Raw genomic sequence first — 22,940 nt, 5'->3', positions numbered from 1 at the left:
CTCCTGTTTAATGATAGTGACCCGACTGAACGCGTGCGACTTCCTCATCAGTGAGGGAGTGCCATCGCGCTCTACGGTCCTGTCTTTCCGCGTCGCTGGTCCTGGGGATAAATAGATTGCCCTCTGGCAGCGTGGCACGAGCTTCCGAAAGATCGCTCCAGAGCAATCCATCGCTGCCTGCCAGAAATGCTGTGCCCCGCAGGCTCGCACGATCCTGATCCGCCATGCGCCGCACCGGCACACCACTGAGATCAGCCTGCAACTGCAGCAGCGTATCGCTGGAGGAAAGCCCACCGCCTGCCACGACTTCCCGCACAGAGACGCCAGCCACTTCCGCACTCGCCTCCGCACAGGAAACGACCGAGTTTGCGATGCCCTCCAGAATGGCATGAGCAAGATGCGCTCGACTATGCGCCATCGAAAGCCCGGTCAGAGATGCGCGGCCATCCGGAACGATGTTCGGCTGGCGCAATCCCGTGAGCGTCGGCATAAAGAAAAGACCATCGGAAGACGGCACTGTTGCAGCCAGTTCGCTGATCTCTTTTGCATTCTCGAACCAGCGCATTTCATTGCAGAGCCAGTTGAGTGCCGAACCCGTTGTAGCGGCATAGGTTTCGACCGCGAAATGCGAGATATTTTCGCTCCGCCAGGCCGTCATGGTGAAAGTCGCTTCATAAAGGCCAGGATTTTTGGGCGTCTGCTTTCCGATCACAAGATCGACAAAGCTGCCCGTACCATGCACGCACATGGCCTGCCCCGCATCATGACAGCCAAGACCAACAAGACCGCCCAGCTGATCGCCGCATGATGCCTTGATCGGCACGCGGATACCCAGAATATCGTGGCGTGTATAACCGAAATCGTCCGCGTCCTGTTTCAGTTCGGGCAAAAGTTCCAGCGGAAAATCCTGCGCCTCGATCCAGTCCGTGAAATAGCGGTTCTCGCCGAGAATATAGGCCCCCGCAGAAGTGGCATTCGTCGGCGTGGTGACGGCTTTGCGTTCTTCGGACAAGTTCCACAACAGCCAGCTGTCTACTGTACCAAAAGCAAGCCGCTTCGCCTTCCATGCCTCGCGCACAGCAGGCGTTTCCTGCATATGACGTGCAGCCCAAAGATAGATCGCTCTTCCGCCAACCGGGCGGCCAGCAAGCGGAACGAGTTTCGCGTTCCATTTGGCCGCGAGCGGTTTCAACTCATCAGCATAACGCGAATCCTGCCAGACCATAGCCGGAACCAGCGCCTGTCCCGTTTCCGTATCCCAAAGAACACCGGTTGCGCGTTGCGTGGCGATTGCCATTGCAACGATCTCCACTCCCGCATCGCGCGCTGCGGCAATCGTCTTGCCGCACACTTCGATGGTCTTCTGCAAAAGAACATCGGCGTCCTGTTCCACCACGTTGTGTCGCGGTGAAGAGACGGCAAGTGCCGTGTAATTGACCGCGGAGACCGAACCGTCGGCCGCGACAAGCGCGGCCCGGGTTCCGGACGTTCCTTCATCAATGGCCAGAATGGCCTGTCTGCGTCCGTTCACATTATCCTCCGTTGTTACCGGTCGCCTTCGAACTGCGGCGCGTTCGGCTCGTCATCCGGGCTGATCTTTGTGCGGGTCGGATCCCATTGGATGACCGAGCAGATGATGCAAGCAATCAGCGGTACCACCGACAGGATCAGGAAGGTCGTGCCGAGACCGTAGTTCTCACGGAAGATCGGGAAAACCAGCAAGCCGAGAGCAGCACCCATGGCACCAAGCGCACCGATGATACCGTTGGCGCCTGCACGCAGTTCGCTGCGGAATGACAGTGACGAAAGACTCTTGCCGTTGGCCCCCGGACCACCAGAGTGAAACAGGATGAACAGCGAAGGAACGATCACCGCAAGCCAGGTCGGCATGGTGTCATGGAACAGCCCCATGATGACCAGCATGACGAAAACTGCACCAAAGCCGATGGCCGAAGCCCGACGCAAGCCAAGTACCCGGCCAATCACAGGCGAAGAGAAGCCGCCAATAATACCAAACACATTGAATACGAGCGTACCCAGCATCGCGTAGAGAAAGTCCTTGCCAAAAAGGGCCGCACTGATGAGCGGCAGGTACCAGCCCACTGCAAAATACTGGATTGACTGTCCGATCTGCACGGTCGCGGCAAGAATCGTGCGCGGCAGATAGATGCCGCGGAAAATCAGGGCAACATTGGCGATACCGCGACGGGCCTGATTGAGAACCGGCAAACGGTCTTCCGGCAGAGCGGCAACGAAGTCACGATGATAGATGCGGGTCATCGCACGGGCAGCGTCTTCCAGCTTTTCCTTGCGGGCAAGCCAGATCGGGCTCTCAACCATGAACATTGCCTGAAGCGCCATAATGACGAAGGCAAAGACACCAGTGGCAGCAACGGAATAGCGCCAGATCGAGTCACCCACGTCCCAGCTATAGAACAGCATGGCCAGTAGCACATTGGTACAAACTGCGGTGTACCAGATGCCCTGCCAGGTATTGAGGCGGCTGCGCAGGCGTGCAGGTGTAAACTCGGCAAGCACCGCCATGGCAATTGCAAAGTCGATACCGTAGGCAGCACCGACAAAAAAGCGTCCCATGAGGATAACTTCATAGGAATGGGCCGTCATCACAAGCACCGCTCCGATAAGAGCAAGAAGCTTTGCGAAGATCAGCGGGCGCATACGACCCCAGCGGTCGGCGATCCAACCACCGATTGGATTGAACGCAATCGACACCCACGAAGCGAAGGATGTCATCAGCGCGACCTGCGCTGCGTCCAGCCCCAGATCGCGGGTCATTGGCCCAAGCCCCGCGCTCAGCGCCGAATTGGCGAAGGCATCCAGGAACAGGCCACCAAGCGCCAACCACCAGATAATGCCGGCGCGGCCTCGAATACCGTCATTTGCATCAATGTAGGAAATAATATCCGGCACGCCCCTAAGGGCTATTTTGCTTCCGTGCATTACGGCGTCCTCCCAACGTCGCTATGACATCTGCAAGAGGACTTATCCGGATTCCAGACGCAATAAGACCAACCTTGCAGATGGTCTTAAATCTTCAGTCTGCATTTGCGGTTATAGCCAATTTTTAAGAGGAGTCAATGCGCCAGTTGATCACTGAAAAACAATGACTGGATAGCTGTATCCAGCGCTTGCCTCAATTTTGCACTGTACTGAAACGCCAAGGATGCCAGTGTTTTGTCACGGAATGAGAGCTTTCTGCCTCGCGCCATCGTCCTGATACAAGACCGCAAGTAAAGTGATAGGCCACAAATCCAAAAACGTTTCAGCACCTGCGCCAACCATCAGTTTCCGGCAAGCATTTTTGCAAGCATGAAGCCCGAGCCCGCCCCCGTACCAGCGCCGGGCCAAGTGGAGGCTCCGCACATATAAAGCGAGCGGATGGGCGTCTTGTAGCGCGAGTAGCCCGCAATGGGACGGAACAGAAAATTTTGGTCGAGATGGTGTGAGCCACTTAGATTATCACCACCGATAAGATTGGCATTCTCACGCTCAAGGTCTGCGGGAGAGAAGACCGCGCGAGCCCGGATCATGTCACTAATGCCCGGCGCATAGCGCTCGAGGATTCCTATCACCCTATCGGCATAGGCATCCTTCACACTGTTCCAATCCCTGCCCGTAATCTCGCCGACAGCGTCGCCTTTGATCTCCGCCGGGAGGACACGCACCTGAACCCAAAGAACATGCTTGCCCTCAGGTGCGCGCGTTGGATCAATCGCTGTGGGCTGGCCAACGACAAGCGCCGGCTCTCCCGGCAACAATCCATTCATCGCTTCGGCGTAGACGCGTGCCATCATGGCGAGGTCGGGGGCAACATGGACATAAGCGAAACGCTTGAGTTCCGCGCCCGCAGTCCAGTTTGGCAGTTCGTCCATAGCAAGATGGATCATCATCGTGCCAGGTCCGGCACGAAAGGCATCTGTCGCCTTATGAACCTTCTGCGGGATGGCGGACGGGGGCAGCATATCACCGCCAAACAGCACTTTGGGGTTAAGGTTTGCTATCACCGCCCGTTTAGCATTCAATGCACGCCCATCGGACAAAACCACACCTGTAGCCCTTCCAGCTTTATCGAGGCTGATCTTTTCGACAGGTTGACCGAGAATGAGTTGGCCACCATTCTTCTGAAGAAGCCCGACCATGGCATGAATGATCGTATCCGCTCCCCCTTTGCCTATGACCATGCCGAATGCCTGATTGGCCATTGATTCAAGATAGGGAAACAACGCTCCGCCAGCAACGTCAGGCGCGAAGTCAAGATGCAGACCCCAAGCGGCCATCATGGCTTTGAGTTTGGGGCTTTCGAAATTCGCATCGAGAAAATCACGTGGTGTCGCCAGCAGAAGCTGTCCGATGCGCCACAGATTATCCATGCCGAGAGAGCGATAGGCCTTCCAAGCCGTCTTTGCTGCGGCCAGTGACGGCATCGGCGAGCCCAGCAAGCCGAAAATATGCGGCGCGTTGCGCTCGAAATCAGACAGCATCTCTGCCCACGCCTTGGCATCGGCAGGTGACAGTTCTGCAATCTTGGCGTTTGTTACGGTCACGTCGCTGGAAACGCCCAGGTGGGTGCCGTCGCGAAAGACACTGGCAAAGCAATTTTGTGCGGGTACGAATTCGAGACCTTGCGCGGCGAGATCTGCGGCATAGGTTGCGTGGAAGGCCGAACCAGCGAACATCGACAAGTTCATGGCAGCCCAATCATGACGGAAGCCCGGCTCCGTCAGCTCCAGGGTTTTCACCGCCCCGCCGGGAGAAGCCGCGGCCTCCACAACAGCAACGCGCCAGCCTTTTGATGCCAGATGCACCGCTGCCGCAAGACCATTATGCCCTGCACCTACGACGACAGCATCAAACTCCAAGTCGTTGCCACTCATTTAGCCCCCCCCATTATTTTCAAATGCATACAACTGCGTAAGTCGATAGCGGCCGCATCTCTGACGTCTCAGACCTAAATCAAGCGATGACCGCGAGCGTTTAAGGCTCGTGAAGTCACGATACGTCGGAAAGTTCGACTTTGAGCCCAGGCATTTCATTGCATTCACATATGATATCTTTTAAGCTTCAAGAAAATTCATATCAAGCTTTTTAAAGAAGCGAATGAGGGGGAAGTCCATGTCAGAGATTTCTTTGTTGGACTTCAGGGAACAGGCCTGCCGATACTCGCACTGCTGACGAAGCAATCGATAAAGAAACGACGTGGCGCTGACCAACGGCCAATTTCAGGGGAGCGACGAAACATGGTGACACATGACTATATCGTGGTCGGTAGCGGCATAAATGCACTGGTAGCTGCTGCCATGCTCGGCAAGAAGGGCAAGAAGGTTCTGCTGCTCGAGCGTAATGACCGGCTCGGCGGCTGCCTGCGCACCGAAGAGATCACCGTGCCGGGCTTCCACCACGATGTCATGGCAACGACAATGGTGCTCTTCCTGACCTCGCCTGCTTATGGCACACTTGGCAAAGACCTGGAGGCCCGCGGCCTCGAATTTGCCCATGCCGACCTGCCGACCGGCGTCGTGCTGGCCGATGGCCGTCATGCGATCCTCTCCAAAGACCGCAACGCCAATATCGCTGCCTTCGATGCGCTGGCTGATGGCGACGGTATGGCCTTTTCCCGTGAGATGGACCGGATGGGTGCCGATGCACCGTTCATGTTTTCGCTGCTTGGCGGCTCACTTTGGTCCGGCGGTATCTTCAAGACAGTTTTGAAGGAAGCGTGGAAGCGCGGCCCCCGCAATCTTGCCGCCTGGTTCGGCGAGGCGCTTGTCAACGGTCGCCATCATCTCGAAACCACCTATCGGTCCGATGTGATGCGCGGGCTCTTTGCGCCCTGGGTACTTCATTGTGGCCTCAATCCGGAAAGCACCTATTCCGCAGCAATGCTGCGTGTCATCGGCTTTGCCATCGAACTCGCTGGCTGCCCGATTGTCAAAGGCGGCGCCAACAATCTCGTCAAGGCGTTCGCACAGCTCATTACGGATCAGGGCGGCACCATCCGTATCGGCGCGGATGTGGAGACGATAATCGAGGGCCAAAACGGTCAGGCAACAGGTGTCCGGCTTGCCAGCGGTGAGGTTCTGCAGGCAAGCAAAGGCGTCATTGCCTCTGTCACACCCAACCAGCTCTATGGCCGCCTTCTGAAAAATTGCAGCAGACCGCTGCCCTCAGCCGTTGCCGATGGGCTGCAAACCTATCGCTATGGCAAAGGTAATATGCAGATTCACTATGCGCTGAAGTCGCCGCCACGCTGGAAAGGCGGCGATGACCTGTCGAAAGTGGCGCTCTTGCACCTTACGCCCGGTCTCAATGGCGTATCCCGCGCAGCCAATGAGTGTGACCGCGACATGTTGCCAGCGGTGCCAACCATCTGTGTCGGCCAGCCGACCGCGCTTGACCCCTCGCGCGCGCCAGAAGGTCAGGCGATCCTCTGGCTGCAATTGCCCGAAGCCCCGCGACATATCGAAGGTGATGCTGCAGGAGAACTCACCACGCCTGCCGACGGGCGCTGGACCGACGAATTGCGCGAACAATATGCCGACCGTGTTGAGCGAATCCTCGCCCAGCACATTGAAGGCTTTGCCGAGACCATCATCGCCCGTAAGACCTATTCACCAGCGGATCTTGAAGCGATGAATATGAACCTCGTCGGCGGCGACCCCTATGGCGGTTTTTGCGGCGTCGATCAATTTTTCATCTGGCGTCCATTCAAGTCGTCGGTCAACCACCGCACTCATGTGCCCGGTCTTTATCACATCGGAGCATCGACCCATCCGGGCCCGGGATTGGGAGGTGGCTCCGGCATGTTGCTCGCGTCCTCGCTGAAATAGGATGCAATATGGCTGATGGCGAGTTGGCGTATGTGTCAGTCTCACATGCGCCGGCCCCTCGAACCCATGCAGAATCATATTTCTTTATCTGCATATTCGTGAAACCGCGAATACCAGCACTCAGAGCCAACACTCTCAACGATCTACGGGCGAAGCTGATAGAGTAACAATATGCATAGGCATATGATTCGCCTTAAAATTGCTGTCAGAGTATACAATTCGCTTGCCAGCCAATCGGTGCTATTTTAAGATTAAAGTATTCCGAACAATAAATACCTTGGCGAGTGGGGGAACACTCAAAAAAGCCGAGGATCAGGGGAACGCGGAGCAAATCATGACTGAATTCACCCGTCGCCAGACGCTGGGTATGGGCGCTGCTGCCTTTTTTTCAAGCATACTGGCAGGGCGTGTACCGGTGCAGGCAGCAGAAGCCGACACGCTCACCATCGCTTTCAATGTCAATCTCCCGTCCTTCGACCCGACCGTCGGTCCATCGGCGGTTAATCCGACCATCCAGGCAATCTATCGCTCGATCTTCGACCAGTATATCGGGCAGGATCCCAACCTCAAATTTGTCCCGGGCCTGCTGACCGCATGGGGCTGGAACGACGACAAAACCAAGGTCTGGATGGATGTTCGCGAAGGCGTGACCTGGCATGACGGCTCGCCGTTCACCCCGGAAGACGTTGTCTGGGCGCTGGAACGCGCCGCCAACGGCAAAACCGGCAACCCGATCCAGTTCGTCTGGTCCACGGCTGGCAACTACAAGATCGAAGGCAACAAGATCACGGGCGACGTGCTGCGCTTCGAACCCACCTATTTCATGTGGATGGCTTTCCTCACCGGTTACATCCTGCCCAAAGCCTATTACGAAAAGGTCGGCGCCGAAGGTTTTGAGAAAAAGCCCATTGGTACCGGCCCCTATATGGTTGACGCCTACGAAGGCAATGCCTTCCTGCGGCTCAAGGCTAATCCCAACTACTGGGGCGGCAAACCGGCTTTCGAAACAGTGATCTTCAAATTCGTTCCCGATGGCACCAGCCGCGTTGCCGAGATCGAATCCGGCTCGTCCGATGTCACGCTGGAAATCCCCTATGAGGAGTTTGACCGCCTGAAAGAAAAGGCAGGTCTGGCAGGCGTTGCGACCCCGATCTCCGATATTGGCATGATCTTCATCAACAATATCGAGGTAATGAACGACAAGAACGTGCGCTTGGCCGCCTGCCACGCGGTTGACAAGGAAGCCATCGTCAAGCGTCTGCTGCGCGGCTATGGCGTGCCAATCGATACGCTCGAGGCGCCGGAATATTCGGCCTACGATCCGTCTATCAAGGTTCCCTACGACCCTGCCCTCGCCAAGAAACTGCTGGCCGATTCCGGCTATTCGACCGACAAGCCCGTAAAGTTCAAGATCCAGACCACGCGGGGCCTGAAGCCGAAAGACTACGAAATGGTTCAGGCCATCGTGGGCATGTGGCGCAAGGTCGGCATTGAAGCGGAGATCGAAGTCTACGAGATCGCCAAGCATTATGAGCTGCGCGCGGCAGACCAACTCGCGCCCGCAGCCTTCTATAACTGGGGCAATGCAATCGGTGATCCGACCACCTCTACAGGATTTGCCATGTTTGGCCCCTCCCCGCACTCGGTGTGGAACACAGATGACCTTGACAACATGATCGCACCGCTATGGGGTGAGAAAGACGAGGCAAAGCGCATCGCCGGTTGGAAAGCCGTCTGCAAATATATTGCGGAACAGGGTTACGTGCTGCCGTTGCTGCAATACGCACAGCCCATCATCTACAAGTCTGCGCTGAAGGTCATTCCGAACGTTTCGGGTGCGTTGCAGCCAACCCTCATTTCGAAGGCTTGATTGCACATCGGCCTGGCACCAACTGTGCCAGCCTCCCACTGCTTGATTTGTGTCCGGCTTATTCAGCCGGACACGCTCGCATAGCATCTTCGTCTGCCTGCGTGAGGCTCCATACCCATGCAACTGCTTGCTCTTTCAATCCTGAACCGTCTGGTTCTCGCGGCGGTGACCCTGTTCGGGGTTGCGGTTGTGGTTTTTGTCCTCCTGCGCGTCGTTCCTGGCGACCCGATCGCTATGATGATTTCCCCGGGCGCTACCCCCGAACAGATCGCACAGCTTCGCGCGAACTATGGGCTGGACGGCAGCATCTTCAGCCAATTCATTATCTGGCTAAAGTCACTGCTTTCAGGTGATTTCGGCACATCCATCTCGCTGCGCCGTAATGTTCTGGAACTGCTTTCAGAACGCCTTCCAGCAACCCTCGAGCTAGCATTTGTCGCGCTGCTGTTCGCCATATTGCTTGGCACCACCGTCGCCGTTGTCGGCACCCTTGTGCGCCGCACGCCAGCCGAACCTGTCATCGATACGGTCAATGGCGTGGTACTCGCCGTGCCCGACTTCGTCTGGGCATTGGCGCTTGTGCTGTTATTGGGTGTGTTCTTCCCGGTCTTGCCTTTATCCGGGCGCATCGATCCAAGCGCGCAGAGCGATTTCGCAACTTCTTTCTATCTTTTTGAAAGCTTGCTGCGCCTGCGTTTTGCCCAGTTCGCTGACATTGCCTCGCATATGACCATGCCCGTGCTGGCGCTTGGCTTACCGCTTGCAGCGATTATCGCCCGTGTGCTGAAGGAGGCGCTTCTCGAAGCCATGGTGCAGGACTATATCTTGCTCGCCAAGCTCAAGGGCATGTCCTCGCTACGACTGGTGCTACAAGAAGCACTGCGCAATGCCGTTGGCCCAACCATCGCACTAACCGGGGTCCAGTTCACCTTCCTGATTGGCGGCACCGTCATCGTCGAGCGCATTTTCGCTTATCCCGGTATCGGTAATATGGCCATCGACGCCGTCATCAATCGCGACCTGCCGCTCATCCAAGGCCTTGTTCTGGTCTTCGGTGCGCTGTTCATCATTATCAATATTCTGGTGGACGCGCTCGTCGCGGCATTCAATCCGAGGCTGCGCCATGGCTAAGTCACTGCGCGCTGCGCTTTCCGAACCCAAGGTGATCCTCGGCGGCGGCTTTGTCCTCTGTCTGATACTGGTCGCCATCTTCGCGCCATGGCTCGCTCCAAAGGACCCGCTCGAACAGGACCTGATGCTCGCCACTCTGCCCCCGGCAGGCTATGCGGGCGCCGAACCCGGTTACTGGTTTGGCACCGACGATCTTGGCCGTGACGTGCTTTCACGCCTGATACACGGCACGCGCATCGCCCTGCTCGTTGCCTTCGTCGCCGCAGGTCTTTCAGCACTGGTCGGCACCACGCTTGGACTTCTGGCCGGTTGGTATCGCGGTTGGGTGGATGCCATCATCTCCCGCCTGGTCGACATCTGGATGGCCTTCCCGCCGGTCCTGCTATCGATCCTTCTGGTTGCAGTCTTCGGCGCGGGCGTTCATTCCGTAATCGCAGCCATCGTTATAATCGACTGGACGCGGTTTTGTCGCGTCGTTCGTTCGGAAACCATGGCGCAAGCGCAGATGGACTATGTGACGGCAGCGAAGGTTCTCGGCTTCTCTCGCTTCAAGATCCTGATCGGCCAGATCCTGCCGAATGTTGGCCCGGTCCTGATCGCGCTCACCAGTCTGGAAATGGGCATTGCCGTAATCGTCGAAGCTATTCTCTCCTTCGTCGGCCTTTCAGTCTCCTCGGACACACCGACTTGGGGCGGTATGATCGCGCAGGGTCGACAGATCATCTATCAGGGCTGGTGGGTGCTGGTAGCACCTCTCATAATGCTTTTTCTGACAGTTCTTGCCTTCAATCAACTTGGCGACGGCCTTCGCCGCGCCCTTGACCCGATGATGCGCCGATGACCGCACCCCTTCTTTCCATCAATAACCTGTCAGCGGTCTCGGATCGGGATGGCGGCGCAGCCGTTCTTCGCGACGTCGCCTTGACGCTCGAGCGCGGAGAGGTGCGCGGCCTCGTCGGAGAAAGCGGAGCCGGTAAGTCGACAATAGCCAAGGCACTGCTGGGCATTCTGCCGCGCACGGTCCGCATCACCGGTGGTGCCATCAATTTTGAAGGCCGTGACCTGCTCACCATGCCTGCACCGCTATTGCGCCAGATCATGGGCAGCGAGATTTCGTTGATCCCCCAAGACCCGCAGACAGCGCTCAATCCCGGTCGTCGCATTGAGGCACAACTAACCGACGGCTTGCGCCTCAAGCGCGGCCTATCGAGCAAAGCCGCCCGCGAGCGTGCGCTCGCCTTGCTGGAAGAAGTGCATATCCGCGACCCCGAACGCGTTTTGCGCGCTTACCCGCACGAGCTTTCGGGCGGCATGCGCCAGCGCGTACTGATCGCATCGGCCTTTGCGCTCGAACCCAAGCTCGTGATTGCCGACGAACCGACAACCGCGCTCGACGTGACCGTTCAAAAGCAGATCCTGCGCCTTATCCGCGGCATGCAGCGCGCTCATGGGACGGGCGTGATATTCGTGACGCATGATCTCGGCGTCGTCGCCCAAATTTGCGACAGCATAACGCTGCTCTACTCCGGCAAGGTCATTGAGCAGGGCAGCACTGCGGACGTCCTGCAGCATCCCAAACACATTTACACGAAAGCCCTGTTAGCAGCAGGCCCGCGCTACGACCGCCCCGATGCTGGCCTGGAGCCTGTGCCGCAATCGGTGTTCGAACAACTGCGCGCCGAGATCGGAATAACTCGATGAGCAATACGCTTCTCACAGCTCGCGGCATTGAGGTCGCTTACGGTGCAGGCGGACTTTTCAGCAAATCGGCTGGCCATAAAGTGCTGCATGGCATCGATATCGACATCGAACGTGGCGAGACGATTGGCATTGTCGGCGAATCCGGCTCAGGGAAGACAACGCTTGGCCGGGCGCTGTTGCGTCTCGTCGACACCTCTGCGGGCGAGATCCGGTTTGACGGACAGGATATCACCCACTTGCCCGATAGCAGGATGCGACCGCTACGTCGACGCATGCAGATGATCTTCCAGGACCCGATGGCGTCACTCAATCCACGCCATTCCATTCGCCGCATTCTGATAGAGCCAATGCTGCTGCACGGCTTGGCTGCCAACGCGACCGAGGCCGAGGTCAAGGTCCTCAGGATTCTCGACCGTTTCACTCTGCCCAAGGCTGTGCTCGGCCGCAACGCCCACGAACTGTCAGGCGGCCAACGTCAGCGGATAGGCATCGCCCGTGCCGCCCTTCTTGAACCGGACTTCGTTCTGGCCGACGAGATTGTCTCGGGTCTGGATGTCTCGACGCAAGCGCAGGTTCTCAACCTGTTGAAGGACCTGTCGCGGGACATGGGCTTGTCCATGGCCTTCATCAGTCACGATCTCAGCGTCATCCGCGCCATCTGCGATCGCGTCTATGTGCTTCGTTTCGGCAAGGTAGTCGAGGCGGGGGCCTGTGAACAGGTCTTCGCTAACCCGAAATCGGCCTATACGCGCGCTTTGCTCGACGCAATTCCGTTACCGGAAATCGACCCGGATTGGCTCGAAGCGGAGGCATTGCCCCCGACCCCGTAATGCTCGATCAGCTGTGTGAATAACCGTATCCGCTCCGGTAAGCCCTTCTGTGGTCGTGATGGAACCGTTTGTATACGGGGCATGACCGACGCAAATCCGATGCACCAGATTAATAACAGCGAATTGCCTTCAATCCCGAATTGATGTCAGTACCCGGTCGAAGTGAGCGATCTCTTCCATCGTATTGTAGTGCACCAGGGTTGACCGAAGCGCGCCGCTATCCATGCTGAGCCCGAGCCTCGTCATCAGCCGCGGCGCAAACAGGTGGCCGTCGCGGATCATGATACCTGCATCTGCCATGGCCTGAGCGACGTCGGCGGGCTGCTTGCCCGGCACGTTGAAGCAGAAGGTCGGCACACGTTCGGCAATGCGTGCCTCGTCTGACACCCCATAGATGACGGCACCATGCGATTTCAGCACCTTCAGAAGAGAAAGCGACAGCGTCGTCTCATAGGCCCTGATAGCTGCCATGCCAGCCACCAGATCAGCGCGACGCGACTGCCCGGACGATGCCTTAAAGTTACGGCCAAGCGCTTCCAGATAGTCAACTGCTGCACCCATACCCACGGCATTTTCATAGGTGAAAGTGCCCACTTCGATCTTGTGTGGTGGCACGTCAGGTATGAAATCTTCCTTGAAAGTCGGCAAAGCTCTGAGCAGCTCAAACCGACCCCAGAGAAAGCCCATATGCGGAGAGAAATTCTTGTAGCCTGAGCAGACAAGATAGTCGCAATCCCAAGCCTGCACGTCGATCAGGCCATGCGGTCCATAATGGACGGCATCGAGAAAAACTTCCGCACCCGCCGCATGCGCCAATTCCGCAACGCTACGGACATCGACAAGCGACCCGATGGAATGCGAGGCAACCGTGACGGCTACCAGGCGTGTGCGTTGGTTCAGCAGCGGCTTCAGGTCATCGACATGCAGGTTGCCGTCCTCGCGCATCCTCCACCAGACGCATTTCACGCCCTGACTTTCAAGCGCCAGCCAGGTCGAGATGTTGGCGTCATGATCCATGTCGGTAATGACAATCTCGTTGCGTTGCTCGATCATTCTGGCGATGCCCAGACTGACGAGCCGGATGAAAGAGGTAGCATTCATGCCGAAAGAAATCTCGGCTGGATCATAGGCGTTGACGAGAATGGCAACGCTCTGGCGCGCCTCAGCTATCGCCAGATCCACCGCGCGGCTCGATGCATACCGCCCTCCCCGCTGCACCATGCGGTGCAGCATGTGGTTGCTGACGGCATCGATAACGCCTTGAGGCACCTGCGCGCCTGCACCATTATCAAAGAAGACCGGATTGCCCGGCAGGGATAAAGCCGGAAAATGCGCGCGCGCGCGGTCGACCGGAAACGCTCCGGCGCTTTCAAAAGCTGTAGGCATCGAGATACTCTCCCAAACGAATGTCGGTGCTGCTTTCGCGGCTAGTGCATGATCTGCTGGAGGAAGGCTGCAGCTCGCTCGCTCTTCGGCGCAGTGAAGAAATCCTGCGGTTTGGCTTCCTCACAGATCGCGCCGTGATCCATGAAGATCACCCGGTCAGCAACGCGCCGTGCAAAGCCCATTTCATGGGTCACGACCAGCATGGTCATGCCGTCTTCGGCGAACGAGATCATGGTATCGAGGACTTCGCCCACTGTTTCCGGATCGAGCGCCGAGGTCGGCTCGTCAAACAACATCACCTTGGGCTGCATACAAAGCGACCGCGAAATTGCCGCGCGCTGTTGCTGGCCGCCCGAAAGCTGCGAAGGGTAGCGATCCGCCAGATGGCCGATGCGCACACGCTCGAGATATTTGCGGGCAAGCTCCTCGGCTTCTTTTTGCTGGATTTTCTTCACCGTCATAGGAGCGATGGTGCAGTTCTCCAAGATCGTCAGATGCGGAAACAGATTGAAATGCTGGAACACCATGCCAACCTCGCGGCGGATTGCGTCCAGCTGTGGACCCTTGCCGTTAAGCTCTATACCGTCAACGACGATTGAGCCGCTTTCGTGCTTTTCCAGTTGATTGATGCAGCGGATAGTGGTCGATTTTCCCGAGCCTGACGGCCCGCAAATGACGATACGCTCGCCCTTCGCGACGGAAAGGTTCACATCGCGAAGCGCGTGATAATCACCGTACCACTTGTTGATGCCACGCATCATGATGGCTGGTCGGTTGGTCGATTTTGCGGAGATCTTATTGGTCATCGTAAAAGCCAGTTTTGTCGGCGTCAGCGCGCAGTCTTTGCGGTAGCGCTGCGCTTTTCGAGATAGCCGACCAGACGAACCATCGGCCAGAGGAAAGCGAAATAGATGATTGCGGCGCCGATCAAAGGCGTTGGGTTGGCCATCAACGCTTGCGTATCGTTGGCCTGCTTGAGTAGGTCAGGCATGGCAACCACAGAGGCCAGCGCCGTATCCTTGAAGGTGGAGATACAATTGGAGGTCAATGGGGGCACCATGACCTTGAGCGCCTGAGGCAGGATGATTTTACGCATTGCCTGCCAGAACGGCAGGCCCAGCGAAACCGCCGCCTCGAACTGTCCCTTTGGCACATTCTCAATGCCAGCACGACAGACTTCGGCCGTAAAGGCGGCCAACACCATGGATAGCGCCAGCGTCGCCGAGGTAAAGGACGAGAACGAAATGCCGACGAAAGGCAGTGCGTAATAGATCAGGATCAGAACCACCAGAACCGGCAGTGCTCGAAAGATATCGATATAACCAATGGCGATATATTGAAACGGCTTAGGCGCATAGAGGCGCACAAAACAGAGAAGCAGGCCGAAAAGGCTACCGAAGAAAATTGCGGTTATGCCCAGCAGCAGCGTGTTACCCAGCCCGAGCAGCAAGATCGGAAAGGACCGGACGAGAATGTCCCAATTGAAAAACGTTTCGATCAGACCCATGGCGTCAATCCGGAAATCCTGAGGTGGTTTGAGAGGCGGCTGCACCAGTGAACCTGAAGCAGCCGCTTGTGTTTACTGCGCGGATGGAACCGGCATCGGCTTGACGGTCGAGGTGCCAGCATCCGGTTCGACACCGAACCACTTCTTGTGGATGGCGGCCAGAGTGCCGTCTTCCTTCATTTTGGAAATCTCGTCATTGACCTTTGGCAGGATTTCAAGGTCCTTCTTGGCCATCATGGCAAAGCGTTCACCCGTCGGGATACGCACGAGAACCTTCAAGGCTGGCATTTTCTGGATCGCGTACTGGAAACCGGCCAGTTCACCGGCGCCACCCACAATTCGACCGGTCTGCACGTCGAGCAGCAGGTCCTGTTGAGCCGCATAGCTTTTGACATCAGCAATGCCAAGCTTTTCGGCATTTTCCTTTGCCCAGCTCTCACCGGTGGTGCCAGCGACAACGCCGATCACCTTGCCCTTGAGGTCTTCCAATGTCTTGACCGAGGAATCGGCCTTGCCGACGATAGTGCCGTCGCTGTCATAATAGGGCTGCGTGAAGGATTGCGTCTTCAGGCGTTCGTTCGTGACCGAAATCGACGAAATGGCAAAATCGACGCGACCCGAACTTGTGGCGGCAAACAGTGCCTGAAAGCCGAGAGGCTGGAATTCAACATCCATGCCGAGGCGCTTTGCGGCTTCGGTAGCCACATCGACCTCAAAGCCCTCGAAGACGCCCTTCTCGTTCTTGAATTCCCATGGCGGGTTGGCGGCATAGGAGCCGACAACAATCTTGCCGTCCGCGAATGCGGACGAAACCATCAACGACAGTGCTGCAGCTGTCAGAATAGCGACTTTCTTAAACATGGTTCCTCTCCGGACTTCTTGTCTCTGATTATGATCGATAGTTATCTGTGCCTGTCACCTGCATCAGACAGCTTGTTTGGGTACGATGCGTTCCAGCGCAGTAAAGAGGTGATCGACCGCATCGGCTGACGTAACCCAACCCGGCGAAAGCCGCATCGTGCTACCGCGCGCATCGCAATAGATCTTCTGCTCGCGCAACGCTGAGATCACCGCTGCCGGAACAACTTCGGCTGGCAGGGTCAGCATCACGCTGCCGCCGCGTCGCTCATCGTCAACAGAGGAAACGAGCTTCCAACCAAGATTCTGTGCCCGTGCGATGATGGCATGAGCGCTAACCAGATTATTCGCACGAATGTTATCGACGCCCTGTTCCATCGCCCATTGGATACCCGGCAGAGACGCGACGGACGCTAGTATCGCGGGCGTACCGTGATCCAGACGTCGCGCATCGTCCGCAAAGCTAAACCCGTCGAGATCCCAGGAAAACGGGTTCTCCTGGCTGAACCAGCCGCGAAGCTCTGGCCGCAGATCAGCTAGCAATGACGGCCTGACCTGTACGATCCCCGCACCCGAAGCGCCGCATAACCATTTCAGCGAGGTGGAAACGACGAAATCCGGCTCAACTGTCTTGACTGAGAACGGCAGAACGCCGACACCTTGCGTGATATCGACACCGACCAATGTTCCCATCGCCCGACCATGCGCACAAAGGGCTTCAACATCGACCTTATGTGATGTGGTGGATGAAACGAATGTCAGCAGCGCAACACCCACATCATCCTGCCAGCGCGCAATGAAATCCTCATCGCGTACCCAAGCTTCGCCGGGACGCATAGGCACCGTGTCCAATGTGAAACCAAAGCGCTCTGCGATACCGGCCAGCATGAAATGCAGACTGGGAAAACAATCGGCGGCAACAAGCAACCGCTTCCCACGCAATCGCTCTTCCGGTAGTCCGCCGATGATACTGTAAAGCGCCGTCGTCACATTCTCGGCCGTGGTCAGCGAGCCTTCCGGCGCATCGATCACACCGCGCCACGCATCAATGAAAGTCTGACGGGCCGCAAGCGCGGCAGGCCATTGGCCATCATCCTCCGCAGACCAAACAGCGGAGAAAGCGGACAAGGCTTCCCCCATCTTTTCCGCCTTGCCGGGGAAAGTGCCGATCGAATGATAGAGGAAATAGTCAGACATTTTAGCCCTCAAATATTTTGATCAAAAGATCACAGTATTCGGACGACGTCAATCCGGCTACTTGAGCGAACCGCAAAATTGCATTCTGCGCTACGCTGAATCCATATTAAATAATTGACTTATTTACATTATTTAGAAAAGGCTTGTGAAGCTCGGAAGCTACATCAGAGGCACTATTCCGCGATCAACGTGCGCAAAAGATCCTGCGTATCACGTATATCCGACACCATGGCTTCGCGGGCACGGCCAGCGTCACGCGATTTCATCGCCGCTACGATACGACGGTGATTCCGTGTATAAGCCTTGTCGCCTTCTGCCTTCATGCGCGGCTGCACATAGGCCGACAACATGCGCATATACGGACCATACCGCAACCATAGCGTGTCTATAAGCTGCATGAGAACTTCGGAATGGGACGCCTTATAGATCAGATAATGAAACTCGCGATTGCGATCGAGCATTGCGTAAACCTGTTCCTCGCCAGCGCAAGCTTCGTGAAGGACGATGTTGGCCTCCAGCGCCTCGATTTCCTCCGCAGTGATCGCTTGCACCGCCAATTCAGTGGCAAGACCCTCCACCGTGGCTCGCGCCTGACACAGGTCATCAAGCCTGGCGACGCTGACCGGCGGGACCCGCGCCGAACCATTGCGCGCCACTTCAAGAGCCTTCTCCGCTGCAAGCCGCCGCAATGCTTCGCGCACTGGCATATGGCTGGTATCGAATGTCTGCGACAGCGACGCGATGGTCAGCACCTGACCGGGATCAAAACGACCGATCAGTAGCGCCTCGCGCAACTGCAGGTAGACAGCGTCCTGTACGGTCACTCGGCCGGAAACGGGACCAAATCCTTCGTCGAGTGACAACAAACGGACTCCTTGTTGATTGGCGAACAATACCATGCCGAACTTTTACATGCCGCAGAGGCGAAAACAAGCCGATATATCATTTGATCAAACGCTCAAAACTCGATAAGAAGTCTGCACCAACGGCCCGGAACCCTAACCCGGATCAAGATAGACCAGTACAGGAATGATCAGATGGCACGTTTTGCGCGGCGGATTACCCAAACCTCTCCCAAAAGTTTCGGCATGTTCCAGAAGGCTGCCGCGCTGACTTCCTCCGGCGTTGACCTCATTCATCTTGAACTCGGCCGCCCCTTCCATGACACGCCTGCGCACATCAAGGACGCCGCAATCAAGGCCTTGCGCGACGGTCACGTGCATTACAGCGACATGCGCGGCGAGACAAAGTTACGCAACGCTCTGCAGAAGAAGCTTGCCGATTACAACAAGATCGATGTGACACCCGATGAAATTCTCATGGTCAACGGTCTTACCCAGGCATCTTTCGTTGCTTTCATGGCTCTTCTCGACGAAGGCGATGAAGCAATCCTGCTAGACCCCTATTATCCGCAGCACATCAACAAGATCGAGATGACCGGAGCACGCGTCGTGCTGGCACCTCTCGATCCCAAGACAAATTTCGGCATTAGCAGCGAGTTGATTGAACCGTTGATTACAGCACGTACACGTATGATCGTGCTGGTAAACCCCTCTAACCCGACCGGCCGTGTCTATAGTCGCGCCGAACTGGAAATTCTGGCCGATCTGGCTATCAAGCATGATCTCGTCATCGTCTCGGACGAAGTCTACGAGCAGATTCTGTTCGACGGCGCTGAACATATCTCCATCGCCGCACTGCCGGGCATGAAAGAACGCACCATCTCGATGTTCGCCTTCACCAAGGCCTATGCGATGGATGGATGGCGGCTGGGCTATCTCGTCGCTGATGCATCCCTGATGCCAGCCTTCCTCAAGCTAACGGCCAACGAGATCACTCACGTCAACACCTTTATTCAGTATGGTGCTCTGGCAGCCGTCACAGGCCCGGCGGATATTCTGGACGATATGGTCGCGGACGACCGCCGCAAACGAGACCTCGTTGTGAGCCGCCTCAACCAGATGCCTGGCGTGACATGCGAGAGCCCGGAAGGCACAATCTATGCCTTTCCAGACATTAGCGGCACGGGCCTCACCTCCCAACAGGCTGCCAACATGATCCTTGAGAAAGCCGGCGTCGTTGTGGAGGCTGGCGGCTTTTACGGCAAATCGGGTGACAGCCACTTGCGAGTCTGCTTCGGCTCGGAAAGCTACGAACGGCTCGAACAGGCGATGGATCGGCTGAGTACATTCTTCAACAGCCTCTGACGGGGCCTTTTGCTGACTGGTGGCCCTCACCCAGCTGCTCCCAACGCACCTATCTTTATTAGGCGTGCCTTGCTATCACACTTCGACTGGCACAGCTCACAGTACGATATTTCGATTAATAGAGAGGTACTTTAGATTGCCAGTTAAGGTTCTTTGAGGCTTGCCATCATCAAAAGCAATATGTTTCCTCGCCTTGAACCATTTGAAGCTCAGGCAACCTGCACGAAATGCCCGTCAGAAACCTCATGGTACTTTCTCACAGTCACGATATAATCGACCGGCCGGATCGGGCTTTTGATCTCGTCGATGGAGATGTTGCGACGGATCGACCGTCGAGCAGGATCGGGCACCGGAACAGCAGCTATCAACTTTTGTGTATAGGTATGCTGAGGGTGCTCGAACACCGACGCTCTTGGCCCGATTTCGACGATTTCGCCAAGATGCATCACCGCCACACGATGACTGACCCGTTCCACGACCGCCATATCATGTGAAATGAACAGAAACGCGAGCTTGAGGCTCTGTTGTAAATCCAGCAACAGATTACAGACTTGCGCTTTGATTGACACGTCCAGTGCCGACACCGCTTCGTCGGCCACAATGATTTTAGGGTTCAGCATCAACGCACGTGCAATGGCGATCCGTTGGCGCTGACCACCCGAGAACTCGTGCGGGTATCGTCGCATCATATCAGGCGATAGCCCAACCCTGGTTAGAAGATCCGCCGCTTTATCACGCGCCTGGGCTTTCGTTCCGAGTTTATGCTCAAGAAATGGCTCGCTTACCGCTGAACCGATGCTCATACGAGGATTAAGCGAAGCAAAAGGGTCCTGAAAGATCATCTGAACAGACCGGCGCATATTCCGCATACCGGGTCGGTCAAGCTGCATCACTTCGTAACCGTCAAGTGTCACCTCACCTTCAGTCGGCTCGATCAATCGTGTCAGTGAGCGCCCGGTTGTCGACTTGCCACATCCTGACTCTCCGACAAGTGACAAAGTCTCGCCTGCAAACAACTGAAATGACACATTTTCTACAGCATGAACGACGCCGGCTTACGCGAGAAAAAGCCGGAACGGATATCAAAGCGCGTTGTCAGCCCCCTGACATCAAGAATTGGTGTTTTGGTCTTCTCCACAGTATCCGAGACGTCACCCTGCGACTGCTGTTCTCCCGTTCGTGTATCGATTACCGGAAAACGGAGCGGCAGTTTCCGGTCGCCCATCGAGCCTAATCGCGGCACAGCCGACAAAAGCGCTCGCGTATAGGGCTTCGCACCGCGATAAAAAATATCATCGGTTGCGCCGGTCTCGACCTGCTCGCCGCGATACATGACGATTGTACGATCAGAAACTTCTGCCACGACCCCCATATCATGGGTGATGAATAGCACCGACATGTCTTCCTCTTCCTGCAAAAGCTTGATGAGGTCGAGTATCTGCCCCTGAACAGTGACGTCGAGTGATGTCGTTGGCTCATCCGCTATCAGGAGTTTTGGTCTGGTGGCCAGCGCCATGGCGATCATCACGCGTTGCCGCATTCCACCGGAGAACTGATACGGATATTCATCAAAGCGGCCCTTCGCATTGGGAATGCGAACTTTGTCGAGAAGGCGAATGACTTCCGCTTTGGCTGCGGAAGTGGAGATGTCCCGATGCACGGTCAAGGCTTCCGCGATCTGCTTTCCGATTGGAAAAATCGGGTTGAGCGACGTCATCGGCTCTTGAAAAATCATAGCAATGTCATTGCCGCGCACGCGTCGCATCTGTTCTTCCGGCAACGACAAAAGTTCTTTATCCCCCAGCAATATCCTGCCTTCAATATTGCTCGTCGCCTTGGGCAGAAGCCTCATGATCGATAGTGAAGTGACGGATTTGCCAGACCCGGACTCCCCCACAATTGCAACAGTCTCGCGCGGCGCCACCTCGAAACTAATGTTGCGTATGACCGGCTTCCACGCACTATCTGCGCGGAAAGACGTTGTCAGATTCTCAACTGTAAGGACAGGTGAACTCAGCTCTTTCCCGCTTGAGCCCGGCATCAGAGGCTGCATCCCGATCTCCCTCAGTTCAGTGCGGAAGCTTGTGGCTGATTGACCACAATGGGCAGTGCAGTTTCGGCCAGCGTCACCCAATAGCTGATGCCATACCCAAGCGCTTCGTCGTTAAAATCATAGGCCGCATTGTGCAGATTGGCTGTGTCACCATTTCCTATGAAGAGAAACGCGCCCGGTCGTTCTTCCAGCATATATGAAAAATCTTCCGCTCCCATATGGGGTGGCATGCTGGCATTGACTGCTTTATCCCCAGCCACTTTACGAGCAATGTCTTCGGCAAAGTCTGTTTCCAGATCGTGATTGAACGTCACAGGATAACCACGCTGGTAAGTAACCTCCGCTGTTGCATTATGAGCAGTTGCGGTTGCCTGCGCGACTTCGTTTAACCGCTTCTCGGCAAAATCACGGATCTGTGGCAAAAGCGTCCGTACGGTGCCAGTCATCCTCACAAAGTCAGGAATAACATTGTTCGCATCACCACCATTTGTGGACGCCACCGTTATGACGAGTGAGTTTAGCGGATCAGTTTCGCGGGAGACGATGGACTGCAAGGCGATAACAATATGTGCTGCCGCCAGAACCGGATCAACAGAACGGTGAGGCTGTGCAGCGTGACCGCCGCGGCCCCGCACCGTAATCTCAAAACTGTCTGCCGCTGCCATAACCGGACCTTTGCGAATTGCAAACTGGCCAATTGGCAATTTGGGCTCATTGTGCATGCCATAGACTTCTTTGATGCTGTATTTGTCCATGAAACCGTCATTGATCATGGCGAGGGCACCGCCTCCACCTTCCTCGGCTGGTTGGAAGATCAAAGCTATAGAGCCATTGAAATTGCGGGTTTCAGCCAGATATTGTGCAGCGCCAAGAAGCATGGCTGTGTGCCCGTCATGCCCACAGGAGTGGGCTTTGCCGGGTACTTTGGATGCCCAGGGCTTGCCGCTCGTTTCAAAGATCGGAAGCGCGTCCATATCTGCTCGCAAGCCGATCACCGGACCGTCATTGAGCTTGCCTTTGATGATGCCCACTACGCCAGTTCTTCCAATTCCGGTTTCAACAACATCACAGCCAAAGGATTGCAGTTTTTGGGCAACAAAATCAGCGGTCTTATGAACATCGTACAGTAGTTCTGGATTTTCATGAAGATAACGTCGCCATTCAGCAACGGTTTCCTGCATTTCAGCAACACGATTTATTACAGGCATTCCACACACCTCGGAATTTCAATGTTGTCTTTCGGATTCCGTCAATAATGTGATGCAACGGCTTTTCATTGCAAGCATCAAATTTGATTTTGATCAAAAAATGAACTTGCGATTTTTATGATCAAATATTAATCAATATCACTC

Annotated in this window: 17 protein-coding genes and 1 pseudogene; 7 read left to right on the top strand and 11 right to left on the bottom strand. The window is 56.1% G+C overall.

The window, feature by feature from the left end:
- Window positions 1–7 precede the first annotated feature (7 nt).
- The 3 genes from ACTJKP_RS22285 to ACTJKP_RS22275 all read right to left on the bottom strand — a co-directional run bounded on the left by ACTJKP_RS22285 (window position 8) and on the right by ACTJKP_RS22275 (window position 4,895).
- Window positions 8–1,531, bottom strand: coding sequence for an FGGY family carbohydrate kinase (locus tag ACTJKP_RS22285; protein ID WP_440632212.1), 1,524 nt, complete (start codon window positions 1,529–1,531; stop codon window positions 8–10).
- A 14-nt stretch (window positions 1,532–1,545) separates the two neighbouring features.
- Window positions 1,546–2,961 (bottom strand): MFS transporter, encoded by a 1,416-nt coding sequence (locus ACTJKP_RS22280; protein WP_440632211.1) that lies wholly within the window; start codon window positions 2,959–2,961, stop codon window positions 1,546–1,548.
- Window positions 2,962–3,302: 341 nt separating this feature from the next.
- Entirely contained in the window at window positions 3,303–4,895 is a 1,593-nt protein-coding gene (locus ACTJKP_RS22275) for a phytoene desaturase family protein (protein WP_440632210.1), read from the bottom strand.
- 363 nt (window positions 4,896–5,258) lie between these two features.
- Here ACTJKP_RS22275 and ACTJKP_RS22270 point away from each other — a divergent pair, with 363 nt between their 5' ends.
- The 6 genes from ACTJKP_RS22270 to ACTJKP_RS22245 all read left to right on the top strand — a co-directional run bounded on the left by ACTJKP_RS22270 (window position 5,259) and on the right by ACTJKP_RS22245 (window position 12,380).
- Window positions 5,259–6,848 (top strand): phytoene desaturase family protein, encoded by a 1,590-nt coding sequence (locus ACTJKP_RS22270; RefSeq protein WP_440632209.1) that lies wholly within the window; start codon window positions 5,259–5,261, stop codon window positions 6,846–6,848.
- Between the two features lie 334 nt (window positions 6,849–7,182).
- A complete protein-coding gene (locus ACTJKP_RS22265; protein ID WP_440632208.1) occupies window positions 7,183–8,718 on the top strand; it encodes an ABC transporter substrate-binding protein in 1,536 nt (511 codons plus the stop codon).
- Between the two features lie 123 nt (window positions 8,719–8,841).
- Complete coding sequence (locus tag ACTJKP_RS22260) at window positions 8,842–9,849, top strand: ABC transporter permease (RefSeq protein ID WP_440632218.1); 1,008 nt, start codon at window positions 8,842–8,844, stop codon at window positions 9,847–9,849.
- Window positions 9,842–10,690 (top strand): ABC transporter permease, encoded by an 849-nt coding sequence (locus ACTJKP_RS22255; protein WP_440632207.1) that lies wholly within the window; start codon window positions 9,842–9,844, stop codon window positions 10,688–10,690. The genes ACTJKP_RS22260 and ACTJKP_RS22255 overlap by 8 nt, the downstream gene beginning before the upstream one ends.
- Window positions 10,687–11,550: an ABC transporter ATP-binding protein gene (locus ACTJKP_RS22250; RefSeq protein ID WP_440632206.1), complete on the top strand. Its 864-nt coding sequence runs from the start codon at window positions 10,687–10,689 to the stop codon at window positions 11,548–11,550. The genes ACTJKP_RS22255 and ACTJKP_RS22250 overlap by 4 nt, the downstream gene beginning before the upstream one ends.
- Entirely contained in the window at window positions 11,547–12,380 is an 834-nt protein-coding gene (locus ACTJKP_RS22245; RefSeq protein ID WP_440632205.1) for an ATP-binding cassette domain-containing protein, read from the top strand. Before ACTJKP_RS22250 ends, ACTJKP_RS22245 begins: the two co-directional genes overlap by 4 nt.
- 129 nt (window positions 12,381–12,509) lie before the next feature.
- Here the strand turns inward: ACTJKP_RS22245 and ACTJKP_RS22240 are convergent, their stop codons facing one another.
- The 6 genes from ACTJKP_RS22240 to ACTJKP_RS22215 form a co-directional block, all read right to left on the bottom strand.
- Window positions 12,510–13,766, bottom strand: a complete 1,257-nt coding sequence (locus tag ACTJKP_RS22240) for a cysteine desulfurase-like protein (protein ID WP_440632204.1) — start codon at window positions 13,764–13,766, stop codon at window positions 12,510–12,512.
- A gap of 41 nt (window positions 13,767–13,807) precedes the next feature.
- Window positions 13,808–14,572: an amino acid ABC transporter ATP-binding protein gene (locus ACTJKP_RS22235; RefSeq protein ID WP_440632203.1), complete on the bottom strand. Its 765-nt coding sequence runs from the start codon at window positions 14,570–14,572 to the stop codon at window positions 13,808–13,810.
- Window positions 14,573–14,595: 23 nt separating this feature from the next.
- The gene (locus tag ACTJKP_RS22230) at window positions 14,596–15,273 is read right to left on the bottom strand and encodes an amino acid ABC transporter permease (RefSeq protein ID WP_113534096.1); all 678 of its coding nucleotides are present in this window, start codon (window positions 15,271–15,273) and stop codon (window positions 14,596–14,598) included.
- A 72-nt stretch (window positions 15,274–15,345) separates the two neighbouring features.
- A complete protein-coding gene (locus tag ACTJKP_RS22225) occupies window positions 15,346–16,134 on the bottom strand; it encodes an ABC transporter substrate-binding protein (RefSeq protein ID WP_113534095.1) in 789 nt (262 codons plus the stop codon).
- A gap of 63 nt (window positions 16,135–16,197) precedes the next feature.
- Window positions 16,198–17,328: an aminotransferase class V-fold PLP-dependent enzyme gene (locus ACTJKP_RS22220; protein WP_440632202.1), complete on the bottom strand. Its 1,131-nt coding sequence runs from the start codon at window positions 17,326–17,328 to the stop codon at window positions 16,198–16,200.
- Between the two features lie 173 nt (window positions 17,329–17,501).
- The gene (locus ACTJKP_RS22215) at window positions 17,502–18,191 is read right to left on the bottom strand and encodes a GntR family transcriptional regulator (protein ID WP_440632201.1); all 690 of its coding nucleotides are present in this window, start codon (window positions 18,189–18,191) and stop codon (window positions 17,502–17,504) included.
- A 174-nt stretch (window positions 18,192–18,365) separates the two neighbouring features.
- Here ACTJKP_RS22215 and ACTJKP_RS22210 point away from each other — a divergent pair, with 174 nt between their 5' ends.
- A complete protein-coding gene (locus ACTJKP_RS22210; protein ID WP_440632200.1) occupies window positions 18,366–19,535 on the top strand; it encodes a pyridoxal phosphate-dependent aminotransferase in 1,170 nt (389 codons plus the stop codon).
- Between the two features lie 209 nt (window positions 19,536–19,744).
- Here ACTJKP_RS22210 and ACTJKP_RS22205 read toward each other — a convergent pair.
- Together ACTJKP_RS22205 and ACTJKP_RS22200 are read right to left on the bottom strand one after the other, a co-directional pair.
- Window positions 19,745–21,576 (bottom strand): annotated as a pseudogene (locus ACTJKP_RS22205) (ABC transporter ATP-binding protein).
- A 23-nt stretch (window positions 21,577–21,599) separates the two neighbouring features.
- Window positions 21,600–22,796 (bottom strand): M20 aminoacylase family protein, encoded by a 1,197-nt coding sequence (locus tag ACTJKP_RS22200; protein WP_440632199.1) that lies wholly within the window; start codon window positions 22,794–22,796, stop codon window positions 21,600–21,602.
- Window positions 22,797–22,940 lie beyond the last annotated feature (144 nt).

Origin of the sequence: Brucella sp. 22210 (assembly GCF_052045675.1) — a bacterium.
GTDB lineage: Bacteria > Pseudomonadota > Alphaproteobacteria > Rhizobiales > Rhizobiaceae > Brucella.
This window is presented reverse-complemented; position numbering and strand designations above follow the sequence as displayed.